Annotated in this window: 20 protein-coding genes, 5 tRNA genes and 1 pseudogene; 13 read left to right on the forward strand and 13 right to left on the reverse strand. The window is 73.0% G+C overall.

Annotation, left to right across the window (positions count from 1 at the left end; translation table 11 throughout):
- Positions 1-38 precede the first annotated feature (38 nt).
- The 7 genes and pseudogenes from ACI79W_RS12050 to ACI79W_RS12080 form a co-directional block, all read right to left on the reverse strand.
- Positions 39-1,142: a CapA family protein gene (locus ACI79W_RS12050; RefSeq protein WP_456562322.1), complete on the reverse strand. Its 1,104-nt coding sequence runs from the start codon at positions 1,140-1,142 to the stop codon at positions 39-41.
- On the reverse strand, positions 1,100-1,699 hold the full coding sequence (locus ACI79W_RS12055; RefSeq protein ID WP_456562323.1) for an MOSC N-terminal beta barrel domain-containing protein: 600 nt from the start codon (positions 1,697-1,699) through the stop codon (positions 1,100-1,102). Before ACI79W_RS12055 ends, ACI79W_RS12050 begins: the two co-directional genes overlap by 43 nt.
- 10 nt (positions 1,700-1,709) lie before the next feature.
- Complete coding sequence (locus ACI79W_RS12060) at positions 1,710-2,093, reverse strand: HNH endonuclease (protein ID WP_456562324.1); 384 nt, start codon at positions 2,091-2,093, stop codon at positions 1,710-1,712.
- Positions 2,094-2,203: 110 nt separating this feature from the next.
- Positions 2,204-2,275: transfer RNA gene (locus tag ACI79W_RS12065), tRNA-Val, on the reverse strand.
- Between the two features lie 26 nt (positions 2,276-2,301).
- Complete coding sequence (locus tag ACI79W_RS12070) at positions 2,302-2,715, reverse strand: TIGR02611 family protein (protein WP_456562350.1); 414 nt, start codon at positions 2,713-2,715, stop codon at positions 2,302-2,304.
- A gap of 74 nt (positions 2,716-2,789) precedes the next feature.
- Entirely contained in the window at positions 2,790-3,320 is a 531-nt protein-coding gene (locus tag ACI79W_RS12075; RefSeq protein WP_456562325.1) for an anti-sigma factor domain-containing protein, read from the reverse strand.
- 349 nt (positions 3,321-3,669) lie between these two features.
- Positions 3,670-4,083: pseudogene (locus tag ACI79W_RS12080) on the reverse strand (hypothetical protein); the annotation flags it as partial.
- Here ACI79W_RS12080 and ACI79W_RS12085 point away from each other — a divergent pair.
- From ACI79W_RS12085 to ACI79W_RS12100, 4 genes are all read left to right on the forward strand, one after another.
- Positions 4,046-4,498: an SsgA family sporulation/cell division regulator gene (locus tag ACI79W_RS12085; RefSeq protein ID WP_456562326.1), complete on the forward strand. Its 453-nt coding sequence runs from the start codon at positions 4,046-4,048 to the stop codon at positions 4,496-4,498. The pseudogene ACI79W_RS12080 and the gene ACI79W_RS12085 sit on opposite strands and share 38 nt — an antisense overlap.
- Before the next feature lie 96 nt (positions 4,499-4,594).
- Positions 4,595-4,667 (forward strand) — tRNA-Gly (locus ACI79W_RS12090).
- Between the two features lie 41 nt (positions 4,668-4,708).
- A tRNA-Cys gene (locus tag ACI79W_RS12095) sits at positions 4,709-4,779 on the forward strand.
- Positions 4,780-4,836: 57 nt separating this feature from the next.
- Positions 4,837-4,911: transfer RNA gene (locus tag ACI79W_RS12100), tRNA-Val, on the forward strand.
- Positions 4,912-5,069: 158 nt separating this feature from the next.
- Here the strand turns inward: ACI79W_RS12100 and coaE are convergent.
- Positions 5,070-5,666, reverse strand: coding sequence for a dephospho-CoA kinase (gene coaE / locus ACI79W_RS12105; RefSeq protein ID WP_456562327.1), 597 nt, complete (start codon positions 5,664-5,666; stop codon positions 5,070-5,072).
- Between the two features lie 145 nt (positions 5,667-5,811).
- Between coaE and ACI79W_RS12110 the strand changes: the two genes are divergently transcribed.
- Positions 5,812-6,072, forward strand: coding sequence for a hypothetical protein (locus ACI79W_RS12110; protein WP_456562328.1), 261 nt, complete (start codon positions 5,812-5,814; stop codon positions 6,070-6,072).
- A gap of 211 nt (positions 6,073-6,283) precedes the next feature.
- On the opposite strand, the gene rpsA is transcribed toward ACI79W_RS12110, so the two are convergent.
- A complete protein-coding gene (gene rpsA / locus ACI79W_RS12115; RefSeq protein ID WP_456562329.1) occupies positions 6,284-7,747 on the reverse strand; it encodes a 30S ribosomal protein S1 in 1,464 nt (487 codons plus the stop codon).
- Positions 7,748-7,967: 220 nt separating this feature from the next.
- On the opposite strand from rpsA, the gene ACI79W_RS12120 reads away from it, so the two are divergent.
- Positions 7,968-8,816: a class I SAM-dependent methyltransferase gene (locus tag ACI79W_RS12120; RefSeq protein WP_456562330.1), complete on the forward strand. Its 849-nt coding sequence runs from the start codon at positions 7,968-7,970 to the stop codon at positions 8,814-8,816.
- Between the two features lie 3 nt (positions 8,817-8,819).
- Here the strand turns inward: ACI79W_RS12120 and ACI79W_RS12125 are convergent, their stop codons facing one another.
- Together ACI79W_RS12125 and polA are read right to left on the reverse strand one after the other, a co-directional pair.
- Positions 8,820-9,890 carry an AI-2E family transporter gene (locus ACI79W_RS12125; protein WP_456562331.1) on the reverse strand — a complete coding sequence of 357 codons (1,071 nt, stop codon included), beginning with the start codon at positions 9,888-9,890 and terminating at the stop codon, positions 8,820-8,822.
- 104 nt (positions 9,891-9,994) lie between these two features.
- Entirely contained in the window at positions 9,995-12,733 is a 2,739-nt protein-coding gene (gene polA / locus ACI79W_RS12130) for a DNA polymerase I (RefSeq protein ID WP_456562332.1), read from the reverse strand.
- Positions 12,734-12,799: 66 nt separating this feature from the next.
- On the opposite strand from polA, the gene ACI79W_RS12135 reads away from it, so the two are divergent.
- The 5 genes from ACI79W_RS12135 (at position 12,800) to ACI79W_RS12155 (ending at position 17,647) form a co-directional block, all read left to right on the forward strand.
- Positions 12,800-13,231, forward strand: coding sequence for a PaaI family thioesterase (locus ACI79W_RS12135; RefSeq protein WP_456562333.1), 432 nt, complete (start codon positions 12,800-12,802; stop codon positions 13,229-13,231).
- Positions 13,232-13,384: 153 nt separating this feature from the next.
- Complete coding sequence (locus ACI79W_RS12140) at positions 13,385-14,740, forward strand: branched-chain amino acid ABC transporter permease (protein ID WP_456562334.1); 1,356 nt, start codon at positions 13,385-13,387, stop codon at positions 14,738-14,740.
- A 3-nt stretch (positions 14,741-14,743) separates the two neighbouring features.
- Positions 14,744-15,742 (forward strand): branched-chain amino acid ABC transporter permease, encoded by a 999-nt coding sequence (locus tag ACI79W_RS12145; protein ID WP_456562335.1) that lies wholly within the window; start codon positions 14,744-14,746, stop codon positions 15,740-15,742.
- Positions 15,732-16,739 (forward strand): ABC transporter ATP-binding protein, encoded by a 1,008-nt coding sequence (locus ACI79W_RS12150; protein WP_456562336.1) that lies wholly within the window; start codon positions 15,732-15,734, stop codon positions 16,737-16,739. The genes ACI79W_RS12145 and ACI79W_RS12150 overlap by 11 nt, the downstream gene beginning before the upstream one ends.
- Positions 16,736-17,647: an ABC transporter ATP-binding protein gene (locus ACI79W_RS12155; protein ID WP_456562337.1), complete on the forward strand. Its 912-nt coding sequence runs from the start codon at positions 16,736-16,738 to the stop codon at positions 17,645-17,647. Before ACI79W_RS12150 ends, ACI79W_RS12155 begins: the two co-directional genes overlap by 4 nt.
- A gap of 225 nt (positions 17,648-17,872) precedes the next feature.
- Here the strand turns inward: ACI79W_RS12155 and ACI79W_RS12160 are convergent, their stop codons facing one another.
- Positions 17,873-19,213: an ABC transporter substrate-binding protein gene (locus tag ACI79W_RS12160; RefSeq protein ID WP_456562338.1), complete on the reverse strand. Its 1,341-nt coding sequence runs from the start codon at positions 19,211-19,213 to the stop codon at positions 17,873-17,875.
- 234 nt (positions 19,214-19,447) lie between these two features.
- Positions 19,448-20,044, reverse strand: a complete 597-nt coding sequence (locus tag ACI79W_RS12165) for an ANTAR domain-containing response regulator (RefSeq protein WP_456562339.1) — start codon at positions 20,042-20,044, stop codon at positions 19,448-19,450.
- Between the two features lie 75 nt (positions 20,045-20,119).
- Here ACI79W_RS12165 and ACI79W_RS12170 point away from each other — a divergent pair.
- Positions 20,120-20,193 (forward strand) — tRNA-Leu (locus tag ACI79W_RS12170).
- Between the two features lie 132 nt (positions 20,194-20,325).
- A complete protein-coding gene (locus ACI79W_RS12175; RefSeq protein WP_456562340.1) occupies positions 20,326-21,963 on the forward strand; it encodes an aminotransferase class V-fold PLP-dependent enzyme in 1,638 nt (545 codons plus the stop codon).
- The last annotated feature ends 9 nt before the right edge of the window (positions 21,964-21,972 follow it).

Below are 21,972 nucleotides of genomic sequence, written 5' to 3' on the forward strand. Positions count from 1 at the left end.
GGCGGGCGTCATCCGACGCCCGTTCTGCGGCCCCGAGCCTAGTGCGCACCGGGCTCGGTCCCGGACGACCTCCAGCCCGGCCGCCACCGCGCCAGGCCGACCGGGTCGGCCGGCACCACCCGCACGCCGGCGCCGGACTCGATGCGCAGGGGCACCGCCTCGGCCGCCGAAACGGTGTACCGGCCGTCGTCGCCGCGGGTGAAGGTGAAGCGCGCAGCCACCGAGTCCTCGGTCGGGTGGCCGCGGGTGGCGTGCTCGGCGACGTGGTTGCCCAGGCCGTAGGCGACCCACTCGCCGTCGATCCGCTCGAAGGGCTGCACCACGTGCGCGTGGTGCCCCAGCAGGAGATCGACGTCGGGCGAGGCCAGCAGGGTGCGTGCCGCCGCCTCCTGGGCCGCCGTCGGGTCGTGGTCGTGCTCTTGGCAGCAGTGCAGGCTCGCGACGACGACGTCGGCACCGGCCGCCCGCGCCCGTACCGCCCCGGCGAGCACCCCGGTGACGTCGGGCACCGCGGCGACGTCGACCGACCACTCCCGCCCGGGCGGCAGCGGCACGCCGTCGAGGCTGAACGTCGCGGCGACGTGGCCCACGCGCACGCCGTCCACGTCGACGACCGTCGGCTCCGTGCTCTCCGCCTCGCTGCGGTACGTGCCGGTGACCGCGATGCCGGCCTCCTCCAGGGCGTCGACGGTGCGGGTGAGGCCGTCGAAGCCGGCGTCCAGCGAGTGGTTCGACGCCGTCGAGCACACGTCGTACCCCACCCCGGCGAGCGCGTCGACGATCTCGGGCTGGACGCTGAAGCTCGGGTAGCCGCGGTAGGGGCCGCCCTCGGGCGCCACCGGGGTCTCCAGGTGGCAGATCGCCAGGTCCGCCCAGCCGATGATCCCGGACACCGGGGCGAGGACCCCGCTGAAGTCGTAGGAGCCGTCCGGCCGCGACGCGCCGGTGGTGAGCGCCCGTCCCTGGTGCACCAGCACGTCACCGGTCACGACCAGGGTGAAGCCGTCCGGCTCGGGAGCGGGTGTGCGGGGGGGGGCCGAGGCGTCCGGGGCGGGCAGCCCGGCCGGCTCCGGGTTCCCCGGCCCGCTCCCGCAGCCGGTCAGCAGCAGCACGGCCGCCCCGGCGGCCCACCAGCGACGCACGGGGAACGCCGCTGGAGCAGCACGGGGTCGCCGACGGCGATCTCGCCGGGCTGGCGCACCTCGGCGTACACGCCCAGGCAGTGCTTCGGCGTCCGGACGACGGCCAGCCGTGCGGTGCCGATGCGCAGCTCGCGGCCCACCCAGGTGCGCTCGTCGTCGTCGGGGAGGTCGAGCAGCACGTTGGCGCGGGGCTCCTCGGCCGAGCAGCCCTCGGGGACGTCGCCCGCCGCGGCCCGGTCGATCGCCTGGCGGGAGACCAGGTGGACCGGTGCGGCGTCCGCCGCGGAGCCGCCCGCCGCCGGCTCGATCCGCACCGGCCGGCCGAGCGCCCCGGCGACCGCGCCGGCGTCGGCACCGGGGTCCCCGGTCGGGGTGAGCGCGGCCAGGCCCGGTGCGTGCTTGCCGCGCACGACCTCCCCGCTCCCCGCGTCGACGACGGTCCAGGCGCGGTCGCCCTCCGGGCCCGCCGCGTGCAGGTGCACCCGCTCGCGGGCTGTGCCGCCGAGTGACTTGACGGGGTAGATCCAGATACGTGCCACGCGCCCGGTCGTCGTCACGGCCCCGACCCTAGGCCGCGGGGCGGGACCGGCGCAGGCGGCGCCGCTGGGCGTCCAGGTAGGGGCGGGCCCGCCGCTGCCCACCGGCGCGGGCGATCGCCGCGGCGAGGCCGGTCAGGGCGCGCGCCAGCCGTTCCTCGTCGGCCGGCCACCCCCGGCGCCGGCACTCCTCCAGCCACTCGACGGGGCTGCGGTGCCCCCGCTCCCCGTTGCAGCGACCGCACGCGGCCACCTCGTTCTCCAGCCAGGACGGCCCGCCCTTGACCCTCGGGACGACGTGCTCGGTGGTGGGACGGACCAGCGGTGAGAAGCGGCGCCCGCACCACACGCAGGTGGGCCCGTCGCGGTCCAGGACCAGCTGGAGCCGGGCGGCGCGGTCGGGCTGGGCGCTCATCCCCACCATGGTCCCGCTATCGGGCTCCCGGCGCCGCGACGGCGAAACGGGCTGGGTACGACGGAGGGCCAGGCTCCCCCGTCTCCGGGTTCACCTGGCCCTCGTGCCGGTGGGCGATACTGGGTTCGAACCAGTGACCTCTTCGGTGTGAACGAAGCGCTCTACCACTGAGCCAATCGCCCGTTGCGCATCCGATTGTGCCAGACGCTCATCGCCAGAGCGGCACCCACCCCGGCACCCAGTCCGGCACGCCCATCAGGTGCAGGCTGACGACCAGGATGCCGTACACGAAGGCCGCCGTCGCGAGGCCGAGCAGCAGGCGCACCCACACCCGCTGGGCGCCGACCCACTCGGTCCAGCGGGCCACGTGGCGCTTGGTGAAGGCCAGCAGCCGCTCGGCCCAGGTGAACTCGGTGGCCAGGATGAAGAGGCCGGCGATCACGGTGAGCCAGCCGGGGCCGGGCAGCGGGATGGTGGCCAGGCCCAGGGCGACCACCAGCCCGCCGACGATCCCCACGCCCACGCGGTAGGAGCGGTCGATGCTGCGGCGCGCCGCGAGCCGCCGGCGCCAGCGGGCCTCGGCGACCCGCTCGCGAAGGCTGTGCACGTCGTCGGAGTCCAACCGCGCGCGCCGCTCCTCCCGGGTCTCCGGCTGCCGCGGTCCACCCACGGGTGCCGTCGTCGTCTCTCGCGCGCTCAGCTGGTCACCTGCCCGGTCGCGACTACCTCCGTCGGAGCCGACGGAGCCTGCCGACCGGGCTCGATGCTGATGCCGTACTCCGGGAAGCCGTCGAGACCGGTCTCCCCGGAGCCTACGGTCTGCACCTCCATCTGCGAACGGACGACGTCGAACGCGCCCGGCGCCACGGGGTCGCCCGCGCCGAGCCCCCACTGGACGTAGGTCGAGGACGACGTGTCGTTGCGCGCCAGCCCGTCGCTGACCACCTGGACCGCCCGCTCCCGCACCACCAGCGTCGCCACCCGCCGGTCGCCGGCGGTCAGCGGCGCGATCGTGGCCCGCCCGGGGCGCAGCAGCTCGGTCACGGCCTGTTCCTGGGCGGCCACGGTCGAGCGCAGGTCGTCGCGGTCCCGGTCCAGCGCGGCGGCCCACACGCCCAGCCCGACGACGACGGCGACCGCCGCCGCGACGAGCGCCCGGGGCAGCCTGGTCCGCCGTGCCGGTGCCGGTGCCTGCGCAGGCGCAGAGCGCGGCGCCTCCTCGTGCATGCGGACGGGAGCCGGCGGGTCGGCGGCCGCCCGGGGCGGCAGCTGCTCCGCCTCCTCGACGGCGGCGCGGAGGCGGTCGCGCAGCTGGGGCGGCCACCTCCGGCTGCGTGTAGCCCCCGTAGTGGGCGAGGGGCAGCGCCTCCCTCTGGGCGTCGGTCAGCTCCCCCAGCGCGGGGCGCACCTGCTGCGGGACGACGCCGGTCCAGGCGTCGCTCTCGACGTCCCGGGCGGCCACCGGGCCCTCCAGCACCGCCTGGTCCTCGGCCCGGTGCTGCCGCTCGCGCTGGGACTCCTCGCGGCGCACGGCGTCGACCGCCTTGTGGTGGACGACGGCAAGCAGCCAGGAGGAGGAGCTCCCCCGCGCCCGGTCGTGGGCCTCCGGATCGCGCCAGACGCCGAAGAACACGTCCTGCAGCACGTCCTGCAGCACGTCCTCTGCAAGCCCGTCGTCGGCGAGGATCCGCCGGGCCAGCGCGAAAGCCGGCCGGCGGTACAGCTCGTCGACGGCGTCACGGTCCCCCGCGCGGATGCGCCGGAGGCTCTCGGCGCCGCCGACCCCCTCCTCCGGCCGGAGGACCGGTCGGCTGACGGCTCCCATGGTCACACGGGGCGTTCGGAAGGACGCGCCTTCGAGGTTCAGAACACCCGTCCGTGACGCATGATGCTGGTGTGACTCGACGACACGAAGCACGTCACTTCTGCCAACCGCGGTCGTTGGAACTGTCATGACGAGCCGATGGACCCCCGGCCACATCTCCCCCATCACTCTTCAGCTGGTCGGCCCGCGGTCGTGGACCGAGGTCCCCGCCCTGCTGTGCTATGACCCCACCGACCCCTACGCGGTGCGCATCGCCTTCGGTGACGCCGACGACCGCGAGGGCGACGAGGGCATCGCCTGGCTGGTGAGCCGCGAACTGCTCCAGGCCGGGCTCGAGCACCCGGCGGGCGACGGCGACGTCCGCGTCTGGCCGGCCCGCGCGACGGCCGATGTGATGTACCTGCACCTGCGCGCCCCCTCGGGCGAGGCGCTCTTCGAGCTCTCCCGCGGGACGGTCGCCGCCTTCCTGCGGCACACCGAGGCGCTGGTGCCGTCGGGGTCGGAGGGTGAGCTGCTGCAGCTGGACCAGGAGCTCGACGCCCTGCTGTCCAACGGCGGCCCCGACTCGCCGGGGCGCTGACCTGCGAGAACGATCTGGCGGAACCGCCTGGGAAGGGGCGGGGACCCCCCCCCTGCACGCCCCCTCGGGACGTCCGCTAGAGTTCTTTCTCGTAACGCGGACGTGGCTCAGCTGGTAGAGCATCACCTTGCCAAGGTGAGGGTCGCGGGTTCGAATCCCGTCGTCCGCTCGGAACCTCGGGCACCGGTCGAGAGACTGGTGCCCGCGTGCGGTGGAGTGGCCGAGAGGCGAGGCAACGGCCTGCAAAGCCGTCTACACGGGTTCAAATCCCGTCTCCACCTCGTCGCTTCCTCGCGGGGCACGAGCGCGGAGGAGGGAGCCGGTCAGCTGACCGGATCGGGCGATTGGCGCAGTGGTAGCGCGCTTCCTTGACACGGAAGAGGTCACTGGTTCGAACCCAGTATCGCCCACCACACGGACCCCAGGACGCCGGACAGGCGCCTGGGGTTTCCGCGTTCCAGGGGCTCACACGCGGTCGCGCAGCACCTGTTCGGCCGACCACCGCGAGGACCGCCGCGCAGGAGCGACCTCCTACCGCGCCGCACGCCGGCCACGGGCGAGCGAGCCCGTCTCAGCCACGGGCCGGCTCCACGCGCTCCACCCAGAAACGGTCGACCTGCTCGGTCAGCTGCTCGAGCGTCCCGCTGTTGTCCAGGACGACGTCCGCGACCGCCCGCCGCTGCTCGTCGGTGGCCTGGGCGGCGATCCGGGCGCGCGCGTCGGCCTCCGTGAGGCCCCGCCCGACCAGCCGGGCCACGCGCGTCTCCCGATCGGCCTCCACGACGACGACGAGGTCGTAGCCGGCCGCCTGCCCGGTCTCCACGAGCAGCGGCACGTCGTTGACCAGCACGGCGTCCTCCGGGGCCGCGGCGACGAGCTCCGCCGAGCGCTTTCGAACCAGCGGGTGGACGAGCGCGTCGAGCCTCCGCCGCGCAGCCTCGTCGGAGAAGACGATCGCAGCCAGGGCGGCGCGGTCCAGGGAGCCGTCGGCGGACAGGATCCCCGCACCGAACTCCTCGACGACGGCGGCGAGCCCGGGCGTACCGCGCTCGAGCACCTCGCGGGCGATCCGGTCGGCGTCCACCAGCACGGCTCCGCGTTCGACCAGCAGGCCGGAGACGGTGCTCTTGCCCGAGCCGATCCCGCCGGTCAGTCCGATCCGCAGCACGCACGGACAGTAGCGGCCGACCGACTGGAGATCACGGAGAGGTAACACGCAACCGACGTGCCCGGCGCGTCGCGCCAGTCACACGCGCACCACCGTTAACGTCTGCACCGGCGATCTTCCCCGCCGAGAGAGGCAGACCGAGAACATGTCCCGTCACACGCCCGTTGCGTCCCCGTCGTCCCGCGCCGCCGGCCGGCACCGGCTCGGCTCCGCCACGGGCGTGCGCTGCGCCGACATCCCCGCCGTCCGCGAGCGCATGGAGTTCCAGCGCCCGACCGTCGCCCACCGCAGTTCGCTGCTGCGCTGGATGTTCTCGACGCCGACCACCGGCCGGCACACCTGGACCTTCCTCGCCGGCTCCGGCGGCCGCCCGCGCACGGCGTTCGCCATCATCCTGAGCCTGTAGGAGCCCGCCCCGTCCGCGCGCTGCGAAGGACGCGGCAGGCGGGGAAGGACCGGCACCCTGCGCACGAGGCCCGTGGACGTCGTCCACGGGCCTTCGTCGTGCCCGGGGCCCCGCCACACCGCGCAGCACCCTCCGGGGACGACGGAGGCCCAGGACCGGTGAACGGTCCTGGGCCTCCGACGTGCGGTGCTCCGCGGGTCAGACCCTCAGGTCACTCCCCGCCGGCCAGCTTGGCGCGGAGCGCGGCGAGCGCCTCGTCGCTGGCGAGCGTGCCACCGGTGCTCGGGGCATCCGGCGTCGCGTCGGCGCTGGAGTAGCTGCCGCCGGCCGCCGCCTCGGCGTCGGCCTCCTTGGCCGCAGCGATCTGCTTGCGGTGCGCCTCGAAGCGGGCCTGGGCCTCGGCGTACTGCCGCTCCCACGTCTCGCGGGCCTCCTCGTAGCCCTCGAGCCACTCGCCGGTCTCGGCGTCGAAGCCCTCGGGGTAGATGTAGTTGCCCTGCTCGTCGTAGGAGGCGGCCATGCCGTAGGCGGCCGGGTCGAAGGTCTCCTCGTCGCCGACGACGCCCTCGTTGGCCTGCTTGAGCGACAGCGAGATCCGGCGGCGGTCCAGGTCGATGTCGATGACCTTGACCAGGATCTCGTCGCCGACCTGCACGACCTGCTCGGGGATCTCCACGTGGCGCTCGGCCAGCTCGGAGATGTGCACCAGGCCCTCGATGCCCTCGTCGACGCGCACGAACGCACCGAAGGGGACGAGCTTGGTGACCTTGCCCGGCACGACCTGACCGATCTGGTGCGTGCGGGCGAACTGACGCCACGGGTCCTCCTGCGTCGCCTTCAGCGACAGGGAGACCCGCTCGCGGTCCAGGTCGACGTCGAGGACCTCGACCGTGACCTCCTGGCCCACCTCGACGACCTCGGAGGGGTGGTCGATGTGCTTCCAGGACAGCTCGGAGACGTGCACCAGGCCGTCGACGCCGCCCAGGTCCACGAAGGCACCGAAGTTGACGATCGAGGAGACGACGCCGCTGCGGACCTGGCCCTTGGCGAGCTTGTTCAGGAACTCGCTGCGCACCTCGGACTGGGTCTGCTCCAGCCACTGGCGACGCGAGAGCACGACGTTGTTGCGGTTCTTGTCGAGCTCGATGATCTTGGCCTCGAGCTCGCGGCCCACGTAGGGCTGCAGGTCGCGGACGCGGCGCATCTCGACCAGCGACGCCGGGAGGAACCCGCGCAGGCCGATGTCGAGGATGAGGCCACCCTTGACGACCTCGATGACGGTGCCGGTGACGACCTCGTCGGCTTCCTTCTTGGCCTCGATCGTGCCCCAGGCGCGCTCGTACTGCGCACGCTTCTTGGAGAGGATCAGCCGCCCTTCCTTGTCCTCCTTCTGGAGGACGAGGGCTTCCACCTCGTCGCCGACGCTGACGACCTCGTTGGGATCGACGTCGTGCTTGATGGACAGCTCGCGCGAGGGGATGACGCCCTCGGTCTTGTAGCCGATGTCCAGCAGCACCTCGTCCCGGTCCACCTTGACGATGACGCCCTCGACGATGTCGCCATCGTTGAAGTACTTGATCGTCTGGTCGATCGCCGCGAGGAAGTCCTCGGCGCTGCCGATGTCGTTGATGGCGACCTGGGGGGTGCTGGAAGGACGGACCTGAGTGGAGGTCATGTGGTTGGTTGCTCCGGACGGTTTATGCGTAGGGACAGGACGACCCGCGACCGTCGGGCCGCGGGGAGGTACAGCGGGGAGAACCGGCGCGGGCATTCCCGGTTGGGGGAAGGGCACGACAGACCTCTGGCGCCTCTCCATGGTACGGACGTCCGGACCGTCCGGTCCACCTGGGTGCGACCGGTCTGCCCGGCCGGCGGCGTGTCACGATCGGCGTGTCATGAACCTTCCCCCTCCCGGTCCGGACCTCCCGCTCGGCAGCGACGGCTACCCCGCCGCCGGCGGGGTGGCCCGCCGCGCGGCGGGTGCCCAGGAGTCGGCGCGGGCCAACCGCCGCTGGTGGGACGCCGCGGCACCGGCCTACCTGGCCGAGCACGGCACGGACCTCGGTGACGTCGACTTCCTGTGGTGCCCGGAGGGGTTGCGCGAGGCGGACGCACACCTGCTCGGGGACGTCACCGGCCGGCGGGTGCTGGAGATCGGCTGCGGCTCGGCGCCCTGCGCGCGCTGGCTGCGCGCCGCGGGGGCCGACGTCGTGGCGATGGACCTCTCCGGCGGGATGCTCGCCCGGGCCGCCCAGCTCAACCGCACGACGGGGATCGCCGTCCCGCTGCTGCAGGCCGACGCGGGGGCGCTTCCGCTGGCCGACGCCACGCTGGACGCCGTCTGCTCGGCCTTCGGCGGGCTGCCCTTCGTGGCCGACGTGGGCACGGCGCTGCGGGAGGTGGCGCGCGTGCTGCGCCGCGGCGGGCGGTTCGTGGCGTCGGTCAACCACCCGATGCGCTGGCCGTTCCCCGACTCCCCCGACCCCGCGGACCTGCGCATCACCTCCTCCTACTTCGACCGCACCCCCTACGTGGAGACCGACGACGCCGGCCGGGCGGTGTACGTCGAGCACCACCGCACCGTCGGCGACTGGGTGCGGGCGGTGGTCGGCGCCGGCCTCGTGCTGGAGGACCTGGTCGAGCCGGAGTGGACGCCCGGACGCACCGAGAACTGGGGTCAGTGGTCACCTGAGCGTGGCGCACTCGTCCCCGGCACCCTCATCCTGGTCGCCGCTCGACCCTGATCCTCAGGTCGAGGTCGAGCCGCCGGCGAGAGGCCGGGACCCGTGCCGGACCCAGAGCTCGTGCGCGGCGGCGGAGATGGCGGCCGCGAGCGGCACGAACAGCAGCGCCCCGGCGATGCCCCACAGCACGCCACCCACGGTGACCGCGAGCAGCACCGTCGCGGCGTTGAGGGGCAGCCGGTTGCGCATGACGTACGGCTCCACGAACGAGTTGCCGAGCTGCTGCACGACCACGACCAGGCCCAGCACCAGGGCGGCCGTAACCAGGCCACCCGAGGCGTAGGCGACCACCACCGCGACGAGCCCGGCCACGAACGCACCGATCGTCGGGATGTAGGACGCCAGGAACTGCAGCGCCGCGAGGGTCAGCGCCAGCGGCACGCCGAGCAGCAGCAGGCCGACGCCGATGCCCACGGCGTCGAACACCGCCACGATGGTGAGGCCGCGGACGTATCCGCCGACGGTCGTCCACGCCGCCCGCCCGGCCGCGTCGACGTCCTCGCGCACCCGGCCGCCGAACTTCCCCAGCAACCAGCGCCAGATCCCCGGCCCGCCGTGCAGGAAGAGGTAGGCGAGCGCCACGACGAGGAACGCGGCGACCACGACCTCCACCACCGTCCGCGCCGGGCCCAGCAGGTCCCCGGCGCTGGTCCCGCCGCCGGAGCCGCCGCCGGACGAGGCGATGCCCGGCAGCTCGACGCCGAAGCGCTGCGACAGGTCGGCGGAGACCTGCCGGAACTGCTCCCGCAGGCGCGGCAACTGGTCGGCGATCCGCGCGCCGAGGGCCAGCAGGGCGCCGCCGAGGACGGTGACCAGCAGGAGCACGGCTCCGCCCGCGGCCAGCCAGCGAGGCGCCCCGCGGCCGTGCCCCCACTCCACGAGGGGCGCCAGGACCCCGGCGACGAGCACCGCGACCAGGACGGCCACCAGCGGCAGCGTCACCTTGACCGCGAATCCGGCGACGAGCCAGAGCAGGACCGCGAGGACGAGCAGCCGGCCGCCGACGGCCGACGACCGGGCCAGCCAGTCGGGGACCGCGGGAGGGGTCGGACCGGACGGTGGTGGGGATGCCATGCTCCCGGTGTGGGCGGGGGCGCCGTCCCCGACACCTCACGCGGCGCCCCCGAGGGCGATCGACAAGAGTCTGTAACGCGGCACCCCAGCGGGGGCGCCCGCCGTCAGTGGGCGGCGGCGTCCCAGCTGGCCCCGACGCCGACCGAGACCTCGAGCGGCACCGACAGCTGCGCGGCGCCCGCCATCTCGCGGCGGACCAGCGTCTCCAGGGCCTCCTTCTCCCCCGGCGCCACCTCGAGCACCAGCTCGTCGTGGACCTGCAGCAGCATCCGCGAGGCGAGCCCCTCGGCCGCGATCGCCTTTTCCACGTTGAGCATCGCGACCTTGATGACGTCGGCGGCCGAGCCCTGGATGGGGGCGTTGAGGGCCATGCGCTCGGCCATCTGCCGGCGCTGGCCGTTGTCGCTGGTCAGGTCGGGCAGGTAGCGGCGGCGGCCGAGGGTGGTCTCGGTGAACCCGGTCTGCCGCGCTTCGTCGACGACCCCGTCGAGGTAGTCGCGAATCCCGCCGAAGCGCTCGAAGTAGGCGTGCATCTGCGCCCGCGCCTCCTCGGTGGAGATGCGCAGCTGCTGGGAGAGCCCGTAGGCGGAGAGCCCGTAGGCCAGCCCGTAGCTCATCGCCTTGATCCGGCGCCGCATCTCCGGGTCGACCTCCTCGATCGGGATGTCGAAGGCCCGGGAGGCGACGAAGGAGTGCAGGTCCTCCCCCGAGGTGAACGCCTCGATGAGGCCCTCGTCGCCGGAGAGGTGCGCCATGATCCGCATCTCGATCTGGCTGTAGTCCGCGGTCATGAGCGACTCGTACCCCTGTCCGACGACGAACGCCTGGCGGATCCGCCGGCCCTCGGCGGTGCGGATGGGGATGTTCTGCAGGTTCGGGTCGGTGGAGGAGAGCCGCCCGGTCGCCGCGATCGTCTGCTGGAAGGTGGTGTGGATGCGCCCGGCGTCGTCGACCATCGGGATCAGCCCGTCGATGACCGTCCGCAGACGGGTCACGTCGCGGTGGCGCATCAGGTGCTCGAGGAACGGGTGCCCGGTCTGCGCGAGCAGGTTGGTCAGCGCCTCGGCGTCCGTGGTGTACCCGGTCTTGTTCTTCTTCGTCTTGGGCAGACCGAGCTCGTCGAAGAGGACGGTCTGCAGCTGCTTGGGCGAGCCCAGGTTCACCTCGCGGCCGATGACGGCGTAGCACTCGGCCGCCGCCGCGGCGACACCCTCGGCGAACTCGCGCTGCAGCTCGTGCAGGAAGTCGAGGTCGGCGGCGATGCCGCGGTGCTCCATCCGGCCCAGCACGAACGTCAGGGGCAGCTCGATCTCGCCGAGCAGGTGCCCGCCACCGCGCTGGCCGAGCACCTGCTCGAGGGCGTCGGAGAGGTCGTTGACCGCCACCGCCTTGAGGACGTCGGCCCTCGCGGCCTCGGCGGCGACGTCGTCCTCGCTCGGTCCCAGGCCGTCGAGGGTCAGCTGCTCCTCGGGCTCGGCGGCGTCCTTGAGCTCGCGGCGGAGGTAGCGCACCGCCAGGTCGCCGAGGTCGAAGGAGCGCTGCCCCGGCAGCGCGAGGTAGGCGGCCAGCGCGGTGTCGCTGACGACGCCGGCGAGCTCCCACCCGCGCGCCCAGATGGCCAGCAGCGGCCCCTTGACCTCGTGCACCACCTTCGGCCGGTCCGCGTCGGCCAGCCAGGTGGCCAGCGCCTGCTCGTCCGCGACGTCGAGCGCCGGGCCGAGGTCGACGAAGGTGGTGTGGTCGTCGGCCGCGGCCAGCGCGAGGCCGGTGAGCTCGCCGGTCCCGCGGCCCCAGCTCCCCCGGAAGATCACGCCGGTGCGGCCGGTGCGGGCGTGCGCGCCCAACCAGGCACCGAGCTCCCCGGGGGCGACCTGGTCGACGGTGACCTCGAAGCCCCCCTCGACCTCGGGCTCGGCGCTGGAGAGGGTGGCGAACAGCCGGTCGCGCAGCACGCGGAACTGCAGGTTGTCGAAGAGGGTGTGCACCTCGTTGCGGTCCCACGGCTGGACGGCCAGGTCGACCGGCCCCACCTCCAGGGGGACGTGCCGATCGAGCTCGGTGAGCCGCCGGTTCTGCAGCACCGAGGAGAGGTGCTCGCGCAGCTTCTCCCCGACCTTCCCCTTCACCGTGTCGACCTGGTCGACCAGGGCGTCCAGCGATCCGTACTCACGCACCCACTTGGCGGCGGTCTTCTCCCCGACGCTCGGGATGCTGGGCAGGTTGTCGCTCGGGTCGCCCCGCAGCGCCGCGAAGTCGGGGTACTGCGCCGGCGACAGGCCGTACTTGCTCTCGACCTCCTCCGGCGTGAAGCGCGTCATGTCCGAGACGCCCTTGCGCGGGTAGAGGACGGTGACGTGCTCGTTCACCAGCTGCAGGGCGTCGCGGTCGCCGGTGGCGATCAGCACGTCCATGCCCTGGTCGACGGCCTGCACGGTGAGCGTGGCGATGACGTCGTCGGCCTCGTAGCCCTCGGCGGTGATGACCGGGACGCGGAGCGCGCCGAGGACCTCCTGCACCAGGCTCACCTGCCCGCGGAAGTCGGTCGGGCTCTCGGCGCGGTTGGCCTTGTACTCCGCGTAGATCTCGCTGCGGAAGGTCTTGCGGCCGACGTCGAAGGCGACGGCGAGGTGCGTGGGCTGCTCGTCGCGCAGGATGTTGATCAGCATCGAGGTGAAGCCGTAGACGGCGTTCGTCGGCTGGCCCGTCGTGGTCGAGAAGTTCTCCACCGGCAGCGCGAAGAACGCCCGGTAGGCCAGCGAGTGGCCGTCGAGGAGCAGCAGCCGCGGGCGCGTGCCCTGGCTCGAGGGGACGGCGGGTGCGGAGGTGGAGACCGGAGCGGACATCGCCGCCGATCGTAAGGGCACCCACCGACACCCGAGCCCCGCCGGAGACGCCGATACGGTGCGGGGGTGAGCACCCCTCCTCCGGCCTGGCTCCCCGAGGGCATGCGCAGCCCTCTCGACGACAAGCTCGGCGTCCGGATCACCGACTACGACCCCGACCGGCTGGTCGCCACGATGCCGGTCGCCGGCAACGAGCAGCCCTTCGGCCTGCTCCACGGCGGCGCGACCTGCACGCTCGTGGAGACCATCGGCTCGGTCGCCGCGGCGCTCGGCGCCGGCCCCGGCAAGCAGGTCGTGGGCGTGGAGCTGAACGTGAGCTACCTGCGCGCCGCGACCGCCGGCACGGTGACCGCCGTCTGCACGCCGGTGCGCCGGGGCCGCTCGCTCTCCACCTTCCTCATCGACGTCGCCGACGACGAGGGGCGGCGCACCGCCACCGCGCGGCTGACCTGCATGACCCTCGCCGCGCGGGGCCGCAGCGGCGGCGACGGGGGCTGACCCGCCCCGCGCCCGCCGTGGCGGTGCTGCGCCACTGTGCGCGACCTGCCCGGCACGGCGTGTCGCGGAAAGGTCACAGCTCGGCGCACTCTGGCGGCAGGACAGCGCAACTGCGTTAGGTTCCGACCTCAACGAATCCGCCGAGGAGGTCGAGTGACGCACCCGACGGACCGTGTCCGCCGGCACGGTCGACGAAGCAGGCCCGCGCGAGCAGGGTCTCGGACGCCGGCCGGTGCAGCCAGCCGCAGCGGCCTCACCGTCCTGCGCCTGCTCCTGGTCGCGCTGTTCACCGCCGGCCTGGCCACGCTGACCCCCGGCATCGCCCACGCCGAGGGCGAGAGCGTCTCGGGCACCCTCCGCACCAGTCTGAGCGGCCCCATCGAGGGCGTCGAGGTCGTCGTCACCACGCCCGGCGGCGACGAGGTCGGCACCGACGAGACCGACGAGAACGGCCGCTTCTCCATCGAGGTGCCCGGTCCCGGCGAGTACACCGTCACCATCCCCGAGGACGCGCTCCCCGAGGGTGTCGAGTTCAACTCCGGCAACAGCCGCACGGTCACCGTCGACCCCGGGCGCAACCAGGGCGTCATCATCGGCCTGGACGACGGCAGCCGGGGCTCCGGCGGCGGGACCGTCCGCTGGGTCCAGCTCTTCGTCGACGGCCTCCGCTTCGGCCTGCTGATCGCCATGGCGGCGGTGGGCCTGTCCCTCATCTTCGGCACCACCGGCCTGACCAACTTCGCGCACGGCGAGCTGGTCACCATCGGTGCGATCGTCGCCTGGTTCATCAACGTCGACGGCGGGGTGCCGCTCATCCCGGCGGCGTTGCTGGCGATGGTCATCGGCGCCCTCATCGGCGCGGCCAACGAGCGGTTCCTGTGGCGGCCGCTGCGCCGCCGGGGCACCGGGCTGGTGGCCGCGCTGGTCATCTCCATCGGCCTGTCGCTGCTGCTGCGCTACGGCTACCAGATCTTCTTCGGCGGCAGCTCCGAGGCGTACGCCGACTACCGGGGGCAGCGCGCCGTCGACTACGGGCCGTTCAACATGACCGACAAGGACCTGTACTCGATCATCATCGCGCTGGTCGTGCTCCTGCTGGTCGCGGTCATGCTGCAGCGCACCACGATCGGCAAGGCGATGCGCGCGGTCGCCGACAACCGGGACCTCGCGGCGTCCTCCGGCATCGACGTGAACCGGGTGATCCTCGTCGTCTGGATGATGGGCGGCGCGTTGGCGGCGCTGGGCGGCGTGCTCCTCGGCCTCTCCGACGAGGTCCAGTGGGACATGGGCTTCCGGCTGCTGCTCCTGATGTTCGCCGGCGTGACCCTGGGCGGCCTCGGGACGGCGTACGGCGCCCTGGTCGGCAGCATCGTCGTCGGCGTCTTCGTGCAGATGTCGACGCTGGTCATCCCCAACGACGTCAAGTACGTCGGCGGGCTCCTGCTCCTGATCGTGATCCTCATGGTCCGCCCGCAGGGCATCCTCGGCAGCCGGGTTCGGGTGGGTTGAGCAATGGGTGAGTTCATCGACGCGCTGGCGATCGCCGTCAAGGCGGGCATCGGCTTCCAGGCGGTCTTCCTGGCCCTCCTGGCGCTCGGCATCAACATGCAGTTCGGCTACACCGGGCTGCTCAACTTCGGTCAGATCGCCTTCGCGATGGTCGGTGCCTACGGCATCGCCGTCTCGGTCAGCCAGTGGGGGCTGAACTTCTGGGTCGGTGTCGCCGTCGGCATCGCCGGCGCGGTGGCCCTGGCGCTGCTGCTCGGGCTGCCGACGCTGCGGTTGCGGGCGGACTACCTCGCCATCGCGACGATCGCGAGCGCGGAGGGCCTGCGGCTGCTGTTCCGCTCCGTGTCGGCCACGCCGGTCACCAACGGGTCGCGCGGCATCTCGGGGTTCAACAGCACCTTCGTGGAGCTGGCCCCGTGGGACACCGGCCGCAGGTACCGCATCCTGGGCACCTTCTGGAGCGGTGCGGACCTGTGGGTCGCCACCGTCGGCTGGACCCTGGTCGCCCTCGGCTGCCTCCTCGTGTGGTCCCTCGTCCGCAGCCCGTGGGGCCGTGTCGTGAAGTCCATCCGCGAGGACGAGGACGCCGTCCGCGCGCTGGGCAAGAACGTCTACGTCTACAAGATGCAGGCGCTGGTCCTCGGTGGCGTGTTCGGCGCCCTGGGCGGCATGGTCTACGCCGTCGGCACCGGCTCGGCCACCCCCGACCAGTACCAGAACGCCAACACGTTCCTGGCCTACGCCGCACTCATCCTGGGCGGTGCGGCGCGCGTCCTCGGACCCGTCGTCGGCGCCATGCTGATGTACTTCATCATCCAGTTCGCCGACTCCGGTCTCCGCAGCCTGATCGAGACCGGCGTCATCCCCGAGGGCCTGCTGTCGACGACCGACGTCGCCCAGATCCGCTTCGTCATCATCGGTCTCGGGCTGATCCTGCTGCTGGTGTTCCGGCCGCAGGGCATCTTCGGTGACCGACGAGAGGTGATGCTCGATGCCCGCTGAGCCCATCCCCACCGGCGCCACGGCGTCCGGGGTCTCGGCGTCCGGGGGCCGTCCCACGGCCCGCGAGGCGCTGCGCGACGTGCCCTGGGAGGTCGGCGTCGCCAAGCCCGACCCGACCATCGTCGTCGACGGGGTGACCCGCACCTTCGGGGGTCTGACCGCCGTCTCGGTCGACCACCTGGAGATCCAGCGCGGCGGCATCACCGGCCTGATCGGCCCCAACGGCGCCGGGAAGACGACGCTGTTCAACCTGCTCACCGGCTTCGACCAGCCCGACGGCGGTTCCTGGTCGTTCGACGGGCGCCCGCTGGGCAAGCTCGCCTCCCACCAGGTGGCCCGCCTCGGCGTCGTCCGCACCTTCCAGCTGACCAAGGCGCTGTCCCGGCTCACCGTGCTGCAGAACATGCTGCTCGGCGCCCAGGGGCAGAAGGGCGAGGGCTTCTTCTCCGCCCTGGTCCCCGGGTTGTGGCGGGGCCAGGAGAAGGCCAACACGGAGAAGGCGCTGAAGCTGCTCCGCCGCTTCAAGCTCGACGCCAAGAAGGACGACTTCGCCGGCACCCTGTCCGGTGGCCAGCGCAAGCTGCTCGAGATGGCCCGGGCGCTCATGAGCGACCCGAAGGTGGTCATGCTCGACGAGCCGATGGCCGGGGTGAACCCCGCTCTGACGCAGAGCCTGCTCGGCCACGTCAAGGACCTGCGCGAGCAGGGGATGACGGTCATCTTCGTCGAGCACGACATGGACGTCGTCCGCGACATCAGCGACTGGGTCGTCGTGATGGCCGCGGGCAACGTGATCGCCGAGGGCCCGCCGGAGTCGATCAGCCAGAACCAGGCCGTGGTCGACGCCTACCTCGGCGCCCACCACGACGCCCCCCTCAGCATCGAGGAGGAAGAGGCGCAGCTCGCGGAGGCCGAGGAGACGATCTCCCGGCAGGACCGCCGGGGCGGCGACCCACTCACCTCCGAGGCCACGCACCGGAAGGGCGGCGACCGATGACGATCGATCCGGGCGCGGGCGGGGACCCCCGCACCAGCACCGACCCCGAGTACGAGTTCGACCGGCCGGTCGGCCAGGGGCCGGACGCCCCGGCGGGCACCGACGCCGGCCGCGGTGGCGCGACCGCCGGCCTCTCCGCCGCCGAGCTCGCCGCCACCCGGCCCGAGCACACGCGGCTGGCCGAGGGCGCGCTGGTGCGGGCCGACGAGCTCGTCGCCGGCTACGTGCCCGGGGTCAACATCCTCAACGGGTGCGACTTCTACCTGCAGGAGGGCGAGCTCGTCGGCATCATCGGCCCCAACGGGGCCGGCAAGTCGACGCTGCTCAAGACCCTGTTCGGGCTCATCCCGGTGCGCTCGGGCACGGTCACGCTCCGCGGGGAGGACATCACCTCCGCTCCCGCGCACCGGCTGGTGTCGCTCGGCGTGGGCTACGTGCCGCAGAACAACAACGTGTTCCCCTCGCTCACCATCGAGGAGAACATGCAGATGGGCGCGTACCTGCGGCCCAAGGTGTTCCGCGAGCGCTTCGACTACGTGGCCGAGCTGTTCCCCATGCTCGGCGAGCGGCGCCGGATCAAGGCCGGCTCGCTGTCCGGTGGTGAGCGGCAGATGGTGGCCATGGGCCGCGCGCTGATGATGGAGCCGTCGGTGCTGCTGCTCGACGAGCCCTCGGCCGGCCTCTCCCCCGCCTACCAGGACGAGGTGTTCATCCGGTGCCGCCGGATCAACGCCACCGGCGTCTCGATCATCATGGTCGAGCAGAACGCCCGGCGCTGCCTGCAGATCTGCGACCGCGGCTACGTCCTCGACCAGGGCCGCAACGCCTACACCGCCTCCGGTGAGTCGCTGATGCACGACCCCAAGGTCATCGAGCTCTACCTGGGAACCCTGGCCAAGGCGCACTGAGCCCCGGCCGCACGACGACGGCGCCGGCACCCCTCCGCGGGTGCCGGCGCCGTCGTCGTCTCCTTGGTCGTCCCAGGCGCGTACGGCCGAGGTGGCGACCGCACGGTGCGGTGGTGGCGGGCCGTGCCGCTGCCTGCCACTGTCCGTGCAGACGCGCAGGGGCCCGGCACCGTTCGGTGCCGGGCCCCTGGTGGCCGTCAGCGGATCAGCGATCCGCCCGCCGGGTCAGTTCCGCGCCGGGCCGATGCCCTGGGCGTTGAGACCCTCGATGATCCGGGCGGACTCGTCGAAGCCGATGACCACGACGGCGTCGGGGTTCAGCTCGACCATGTCCTGGATCTCGGCGTCGAAGTTCGCCGCCGTGGGGTCGTAGATGACCAGCTCGATGCTGTCCTCCGCGAGCCCGCTGCTGACCAGGTTCTCGACGGTGTTCTCCGCCAGGCCGGTCCCGTACGAGTCGTTGCGGGCCAGGATGCCGACCGTGTTCGCGCCGTCCTCGATGATCAGGTCGGCGAGGGCACGGGCCTGCAGCGTGTCCGGCGGAGCGGTGCGGAAGTACAGCCCGTTGTCGTTGTAGGTGGTGAACTCGTCGGAGGTGTTGGCCGGCGAGATCTGCACGACACCGGCACCGGTGATGGCGTCGATGACCGTCCGCGTCACGGCCGAGGAGGCCGCACCGACGATCACGTCGACGTTCTGCTGCAGCAGCGCGTCGACCGACTGGGTCGCGATGTCGGTCGAGGTGTCACCGGAGTCGCGCTGGATCAGCTGCACCGGCTGGCCGAGGACACCGCCGGTCTCGTTGATCTCCTGGACGGCCAGATCGGCACCGGCGATCTCCGGCGGGCCGAGGAAGGCCAGGTCGCCGGTCTGCGGCAGCAGGGTGCCGATGATCAGCGGGTCGGTCGCGGTGGTGCCGGGAGCGGCCGGCGCGGGCCCCTCGTCGGATGCGGCGTTGGCCTCGTCACCGGCGAGCACGTACTCGGTCTCGTCGGCGGCGATGGCGTTGTCCTCGCCGAACTGCAGGATGCCGAAGCTGGCGACCGAGGGCTCACCGGGCTCGGCGAAGGCCAGCGGGCCGGAGACGCCCTCGTAGTCGGGGTTGCCCCCGCCGTCGACGATCTCCTTGCACGCCGCGAAGGTGTCGCAGGCCTCGCCGCCGAAGGTGACCCCGTTGATGTACGGCGCGAAGACGGCCGGGTCGGTGCTGCCGGCCAGCTGCGCGGCGATCGCCGAGATCATGATCGCGTCGTAGGTCTCGCCGGCGTAGTTGAAGTCCTGCAGGCCCGGGTCCACCTCGAGCAGGCGGTCGGTGAAGTCGGAACCGAGCTCGGTGAGCGGCGTGGTGCCCCGCATGCCGGCGAGGGCGCCCTGCTCCGAGAACGACTCCCCGAGTGCGTTGCCCATGTTGCCGTCGGTGCCGTAGACGTTGACCTGCTTCTCGCCGCCGCCGTCTCCGCCGCCCTCGGCCGACGTGCCGCCCTCGTCGCCGCCACCGCAGGCGGTGAGCGCCAGCAGGGCAGCCCCGGTGACGGCGATGCTGCGGGCAGTAGTGCCAGTGCGCATCAAGCAACTCCCAGTGTCATCAGTGCGCCCGGGCGCCGGCGCGTACGCGACGACCACCGACCGGGCGCCGATCGGTGCGCAGAACCTAGCTGTCGTCCGGGGGGTTGCACCCCGCTGCGGAGGGACCGTGATGAGGTCGTGACCTCGGCATTCGCACCGGGGACCTGGCAGCACGGCGCGTGAGCGACCGGTGACGCTCCCGCGCGGCAGCCGCGTCGGGCCGCGTGATCGGGGTCAGGCGGTGCCCTCACCGGCGGTGGTGGCCGCCAGGATCGACTCCGCCAGGGCCTTCATGCTGGTCCGCTGGTTCATCGCGGTGCGCTGGATCCAGCGGAAGGCCTCCGCCTCGGTCATGCCCTGGTCCGCCATCAGCCGCCCCTTCGCCCGCTCGACGACCTTGCGCGTCTCCAGCCGCTCCTCGAGGTCCTTGACCTCCCCGTCCAGCGCCGTCATCTCGGCGAACCGGCCACGGGCGACCTCGATGGCCGGCACGAGGTCGTTCTTGGAGAACGGCTTGACCAGGTAGGCCATCGCGCCGGCGTCGCGGGCACGCTCGACCAGCTCGCGTTGGCTGAAGGCGGTGAGCACGATGACCGGCGCGATCCGCGCCGAGGCGATCCGCTCCGCGGCGGAGAGGCCGTCGAGCACCGGCATCTGGATGTCCAGGATGACCAGGTCCGGTCGCAGCTCCTCCGCGCGCTCCACGGCCTGCTCGCCGTCACCGACCTCGGCGACGACGCGGTACCCCTCCTCCTCGAGCATCTCCTTGAGGTCGAGACGGATCAGTGCCTCGTCCTCGGCGATCAGAACCCGGATCGGCTCGCTGCTCACGGGACGGCAGCCTATCGGCGTCGGCCGCCGGGCACCGCCCCGCTACTCTTCTCGGGCGCCGGTCGCACCCGGCACGCCCCCGTACCCCAATCGGCAGAGGGAGCGGATTCAAAACCCGCGCAGTGTGCGTTCGAGTCGCACCGGGGGCACTGTGCTGGACTGTCGGTCGTCCGGATCGGCGACCGCGGCCAGGTGCCGTTCCCCTGCACGGCTGAGCCCTCCTCCACGCCGCCTGCAGGACCCCTCCGGGGCCCGCTCGTGGCGGGCAATAGTCTCGGCTGGTGACCGACCCCGCGCCGCACATGACGCCCGAGCAGTTCCGGCAGCACGGCCACGAGGTGGTCGACTGGATCGCCGACTACTGGACCCGCATCGGCTCCTTCCCGGTGCGCTCGCAGGTCTCCCCCGGCGACGTCCGGGCGGCCCTGCCGGAGCAGGCACCCGAGCACGGCGAGCCCTTCGCCGCGGTCCTCGCCGACCTCGACCGGGTGGTCCTGCCGGGTGTCACGCACTGGCAGCACCCCGGCTTCTTCGGCTACTTCCCCGCCAACACCTCCGGCCCCTCGGTGCTGGGTGACCTCGTCTCGGCGGGCCTCGGGGTGCAAGGCATGTCATGGGTGACCAGCCCCGCGGCGACCGAGCTCGAGCAGCACGTCATGGACTGGTTCGCCGAGCTCCTCGGCCTGCCGGAGTCGTTCCGCTCCACCGGCAGCGGCGGCGGCGTCGTCCAGGACTCCAGCTCCGGGGCCAACCTCGTGGCCCTGCTCGCCGCGCTGCACCGGGCGAGCGGCGGCGCGACAGTGCGCCAGGGCGTGCAGCCGGAGCGCGCCACCGTGTACGTCTCCAGCGAGACGCACTCCTCCATGGAGAAGGCCGTCCGCATCGCCGGCCTGGGGACCGACGCGGTCCGGATCGTCGAGGTCGACGGCGACCTCGCCATGAACCCCGGGGCGCTCGCCGCCCGCCTCGAGCGCGACGTCGCCCGCGGATACCGGCCCGTGCTGGTCTGCGCCACGGTGGGCAGCACCTCCACCACGGCGGTCGACCCGCTCGCCGCGATCGGGCCCGTCTGCCAGCGGTACGGGGTCTGGCTGCACGTCGACGCCGCGTACGCCGGGGTCAGCGCGGTCGCCCCCGAACTGCGCGTGCTGCAGGCCGGCATCGAGTGGGCGGACAGCTACACCACCGACGCCCACAAGTGGTTGCTGACCGGCTTCGACGCCACGCTGTTCTGGGTGGGCGACCGCGCGGCGCTCACCGGTGCGCTGGCGATCCTCCCCGACTACCTGCGCAACGCCGCGACCGACGCCGGCGCCGTCGTCGACTACCGCGACTGGCAGATCGAGCTCGGCCGGCGGTTCCGGGCGCTCAAGCTGTGGTTCGTGGTCCGGTGGTACGGCGCCGAGGGGCTGCGGGCGCACGTGCGCGGCCACGTGGCCCTGGCCCAGGAGCTCGCCGGGTGGGCCAAGGCCGACGAGCGGTTCGACGTCGTCGCCCCGCACCCGCTGTCGCTGGTCTGCCTGAAGCCGCGCTGGCCGGACGGGGTGGACGCCGACGTCGCGACGATGACGCTGCTCGACCGGCTCAACGACGGCGGCGAGGTCTTCCTGACCCACACGACCGTCCGCGGGCAGGCCGTCCTGAGGGTGGCGATCGGCTCACCGACGACCACGCGGGCCCACGTCGAGCGGGCGTGGGCCCTCCTCGTCGAGGGCCACGACTGGCTGGCGGCCGACTTCGCCGCCCAGGCCGCCGAGCAGGCCGCGGCCCGTGCGGCCGAACGCGAACGGGCCGAACGCGAACGGGCCGAGCGCGAGCGGGCCCAGGCGGCGCAGGCCGGCGAGCGCGGCGCCGACGAGCCGGTCCAGGAGCAGCCGACGGCCGAGCCGGCCGGCCAGGAGGCGGGCGACCGGGCCTGAGCCCGACCG

The organism is Blastococcus sp. SYSU DS0533, assembly GCF_054050775.1.

Coding starts and splice junctions, on each gene's coding strand:
- ACI79W_RS12085 (WP_456562326.1), top strand. CDS start 4,046: ATGACGAGCCGATGGACCCCCGGCCACATCTCCCCCATCACTCTTCAG.
- ACI79W_RS12125 (WP_456562331.1), bottom strand. CDS start 9,890: ATGGCATCCCCACCACCGTCCGGTCCGACCCCTCCCGCGGTCCCCGAC.
- ACI79W_RS12155 (WP_456562337.1), top strand. CDS start 16,736: ATGACGATCGATCCGGGCGCGGGCGGGGACCCCCGCACCAGCACCGAC.
- ACI79W_RS12150 (WP_456562336.1), top strand. CDS start 15,732: ATGCCCGCTGAGCCCATCCCCACCGGCGCCACGGCGTCCGGGGTCTCG.
- polA (WP_456562332.1), bottom strand. CDS start 12,733: ATGTCCGCTCCGGTCTCCACCTCCGCACCCGCCGTCCCCTCGAGCCAG.
- ACI79W_RS12075 (WP_456562325.1), bottom strand. CDS start 3,320: ATGCACGAGGAGGCGCCGCGCTCTGCGCCTGCGCAGGCACCGGCACCG.
- ACI79W_RS12060 (WP_456562324.1), bottom strand. CDS start 2,093: ATGAGCGCCCAGCCCGACCGCGCCGCCCGGCTCCAGCTGGTCCTGGAC.
- ACI79W_RS12120 (WP_456562330.1), top strand. CDS start 7,968: ATGAACCTTCCCCCTCCCGGTCCGGACCTCCCGCTCGGCAGCGACGGC.
- ACI79W_RS12145 (WP_456562335.1), top strand. CDS start 14,744: ATGGGTGAGTTCATCGACGCGCTGGCGATCGCCGTCAAGGCGGGCATC.
- rpsA (WP_456562329.1), bottom strand. CDS start 7,747: ATGACCTCCACTCAGGTCCGTCCTTCCAGCACCCCCCAGGTCGCCATC.
- ACI79W_RS12160 (WP_456562338.1), bottom strand. CDS start 19,213: ATGCGCACTGGCACTACTGCCCGCAGCATCGCCGTCACCGGGGCTGCC.
- ACI79W_RS12110 (WP_456562328.1), top strand. CDS start 5,812: ATGTCCCGTCACACGCCCGTTGCGTCCCCGTCGTCCCGCGCCGCCGGC.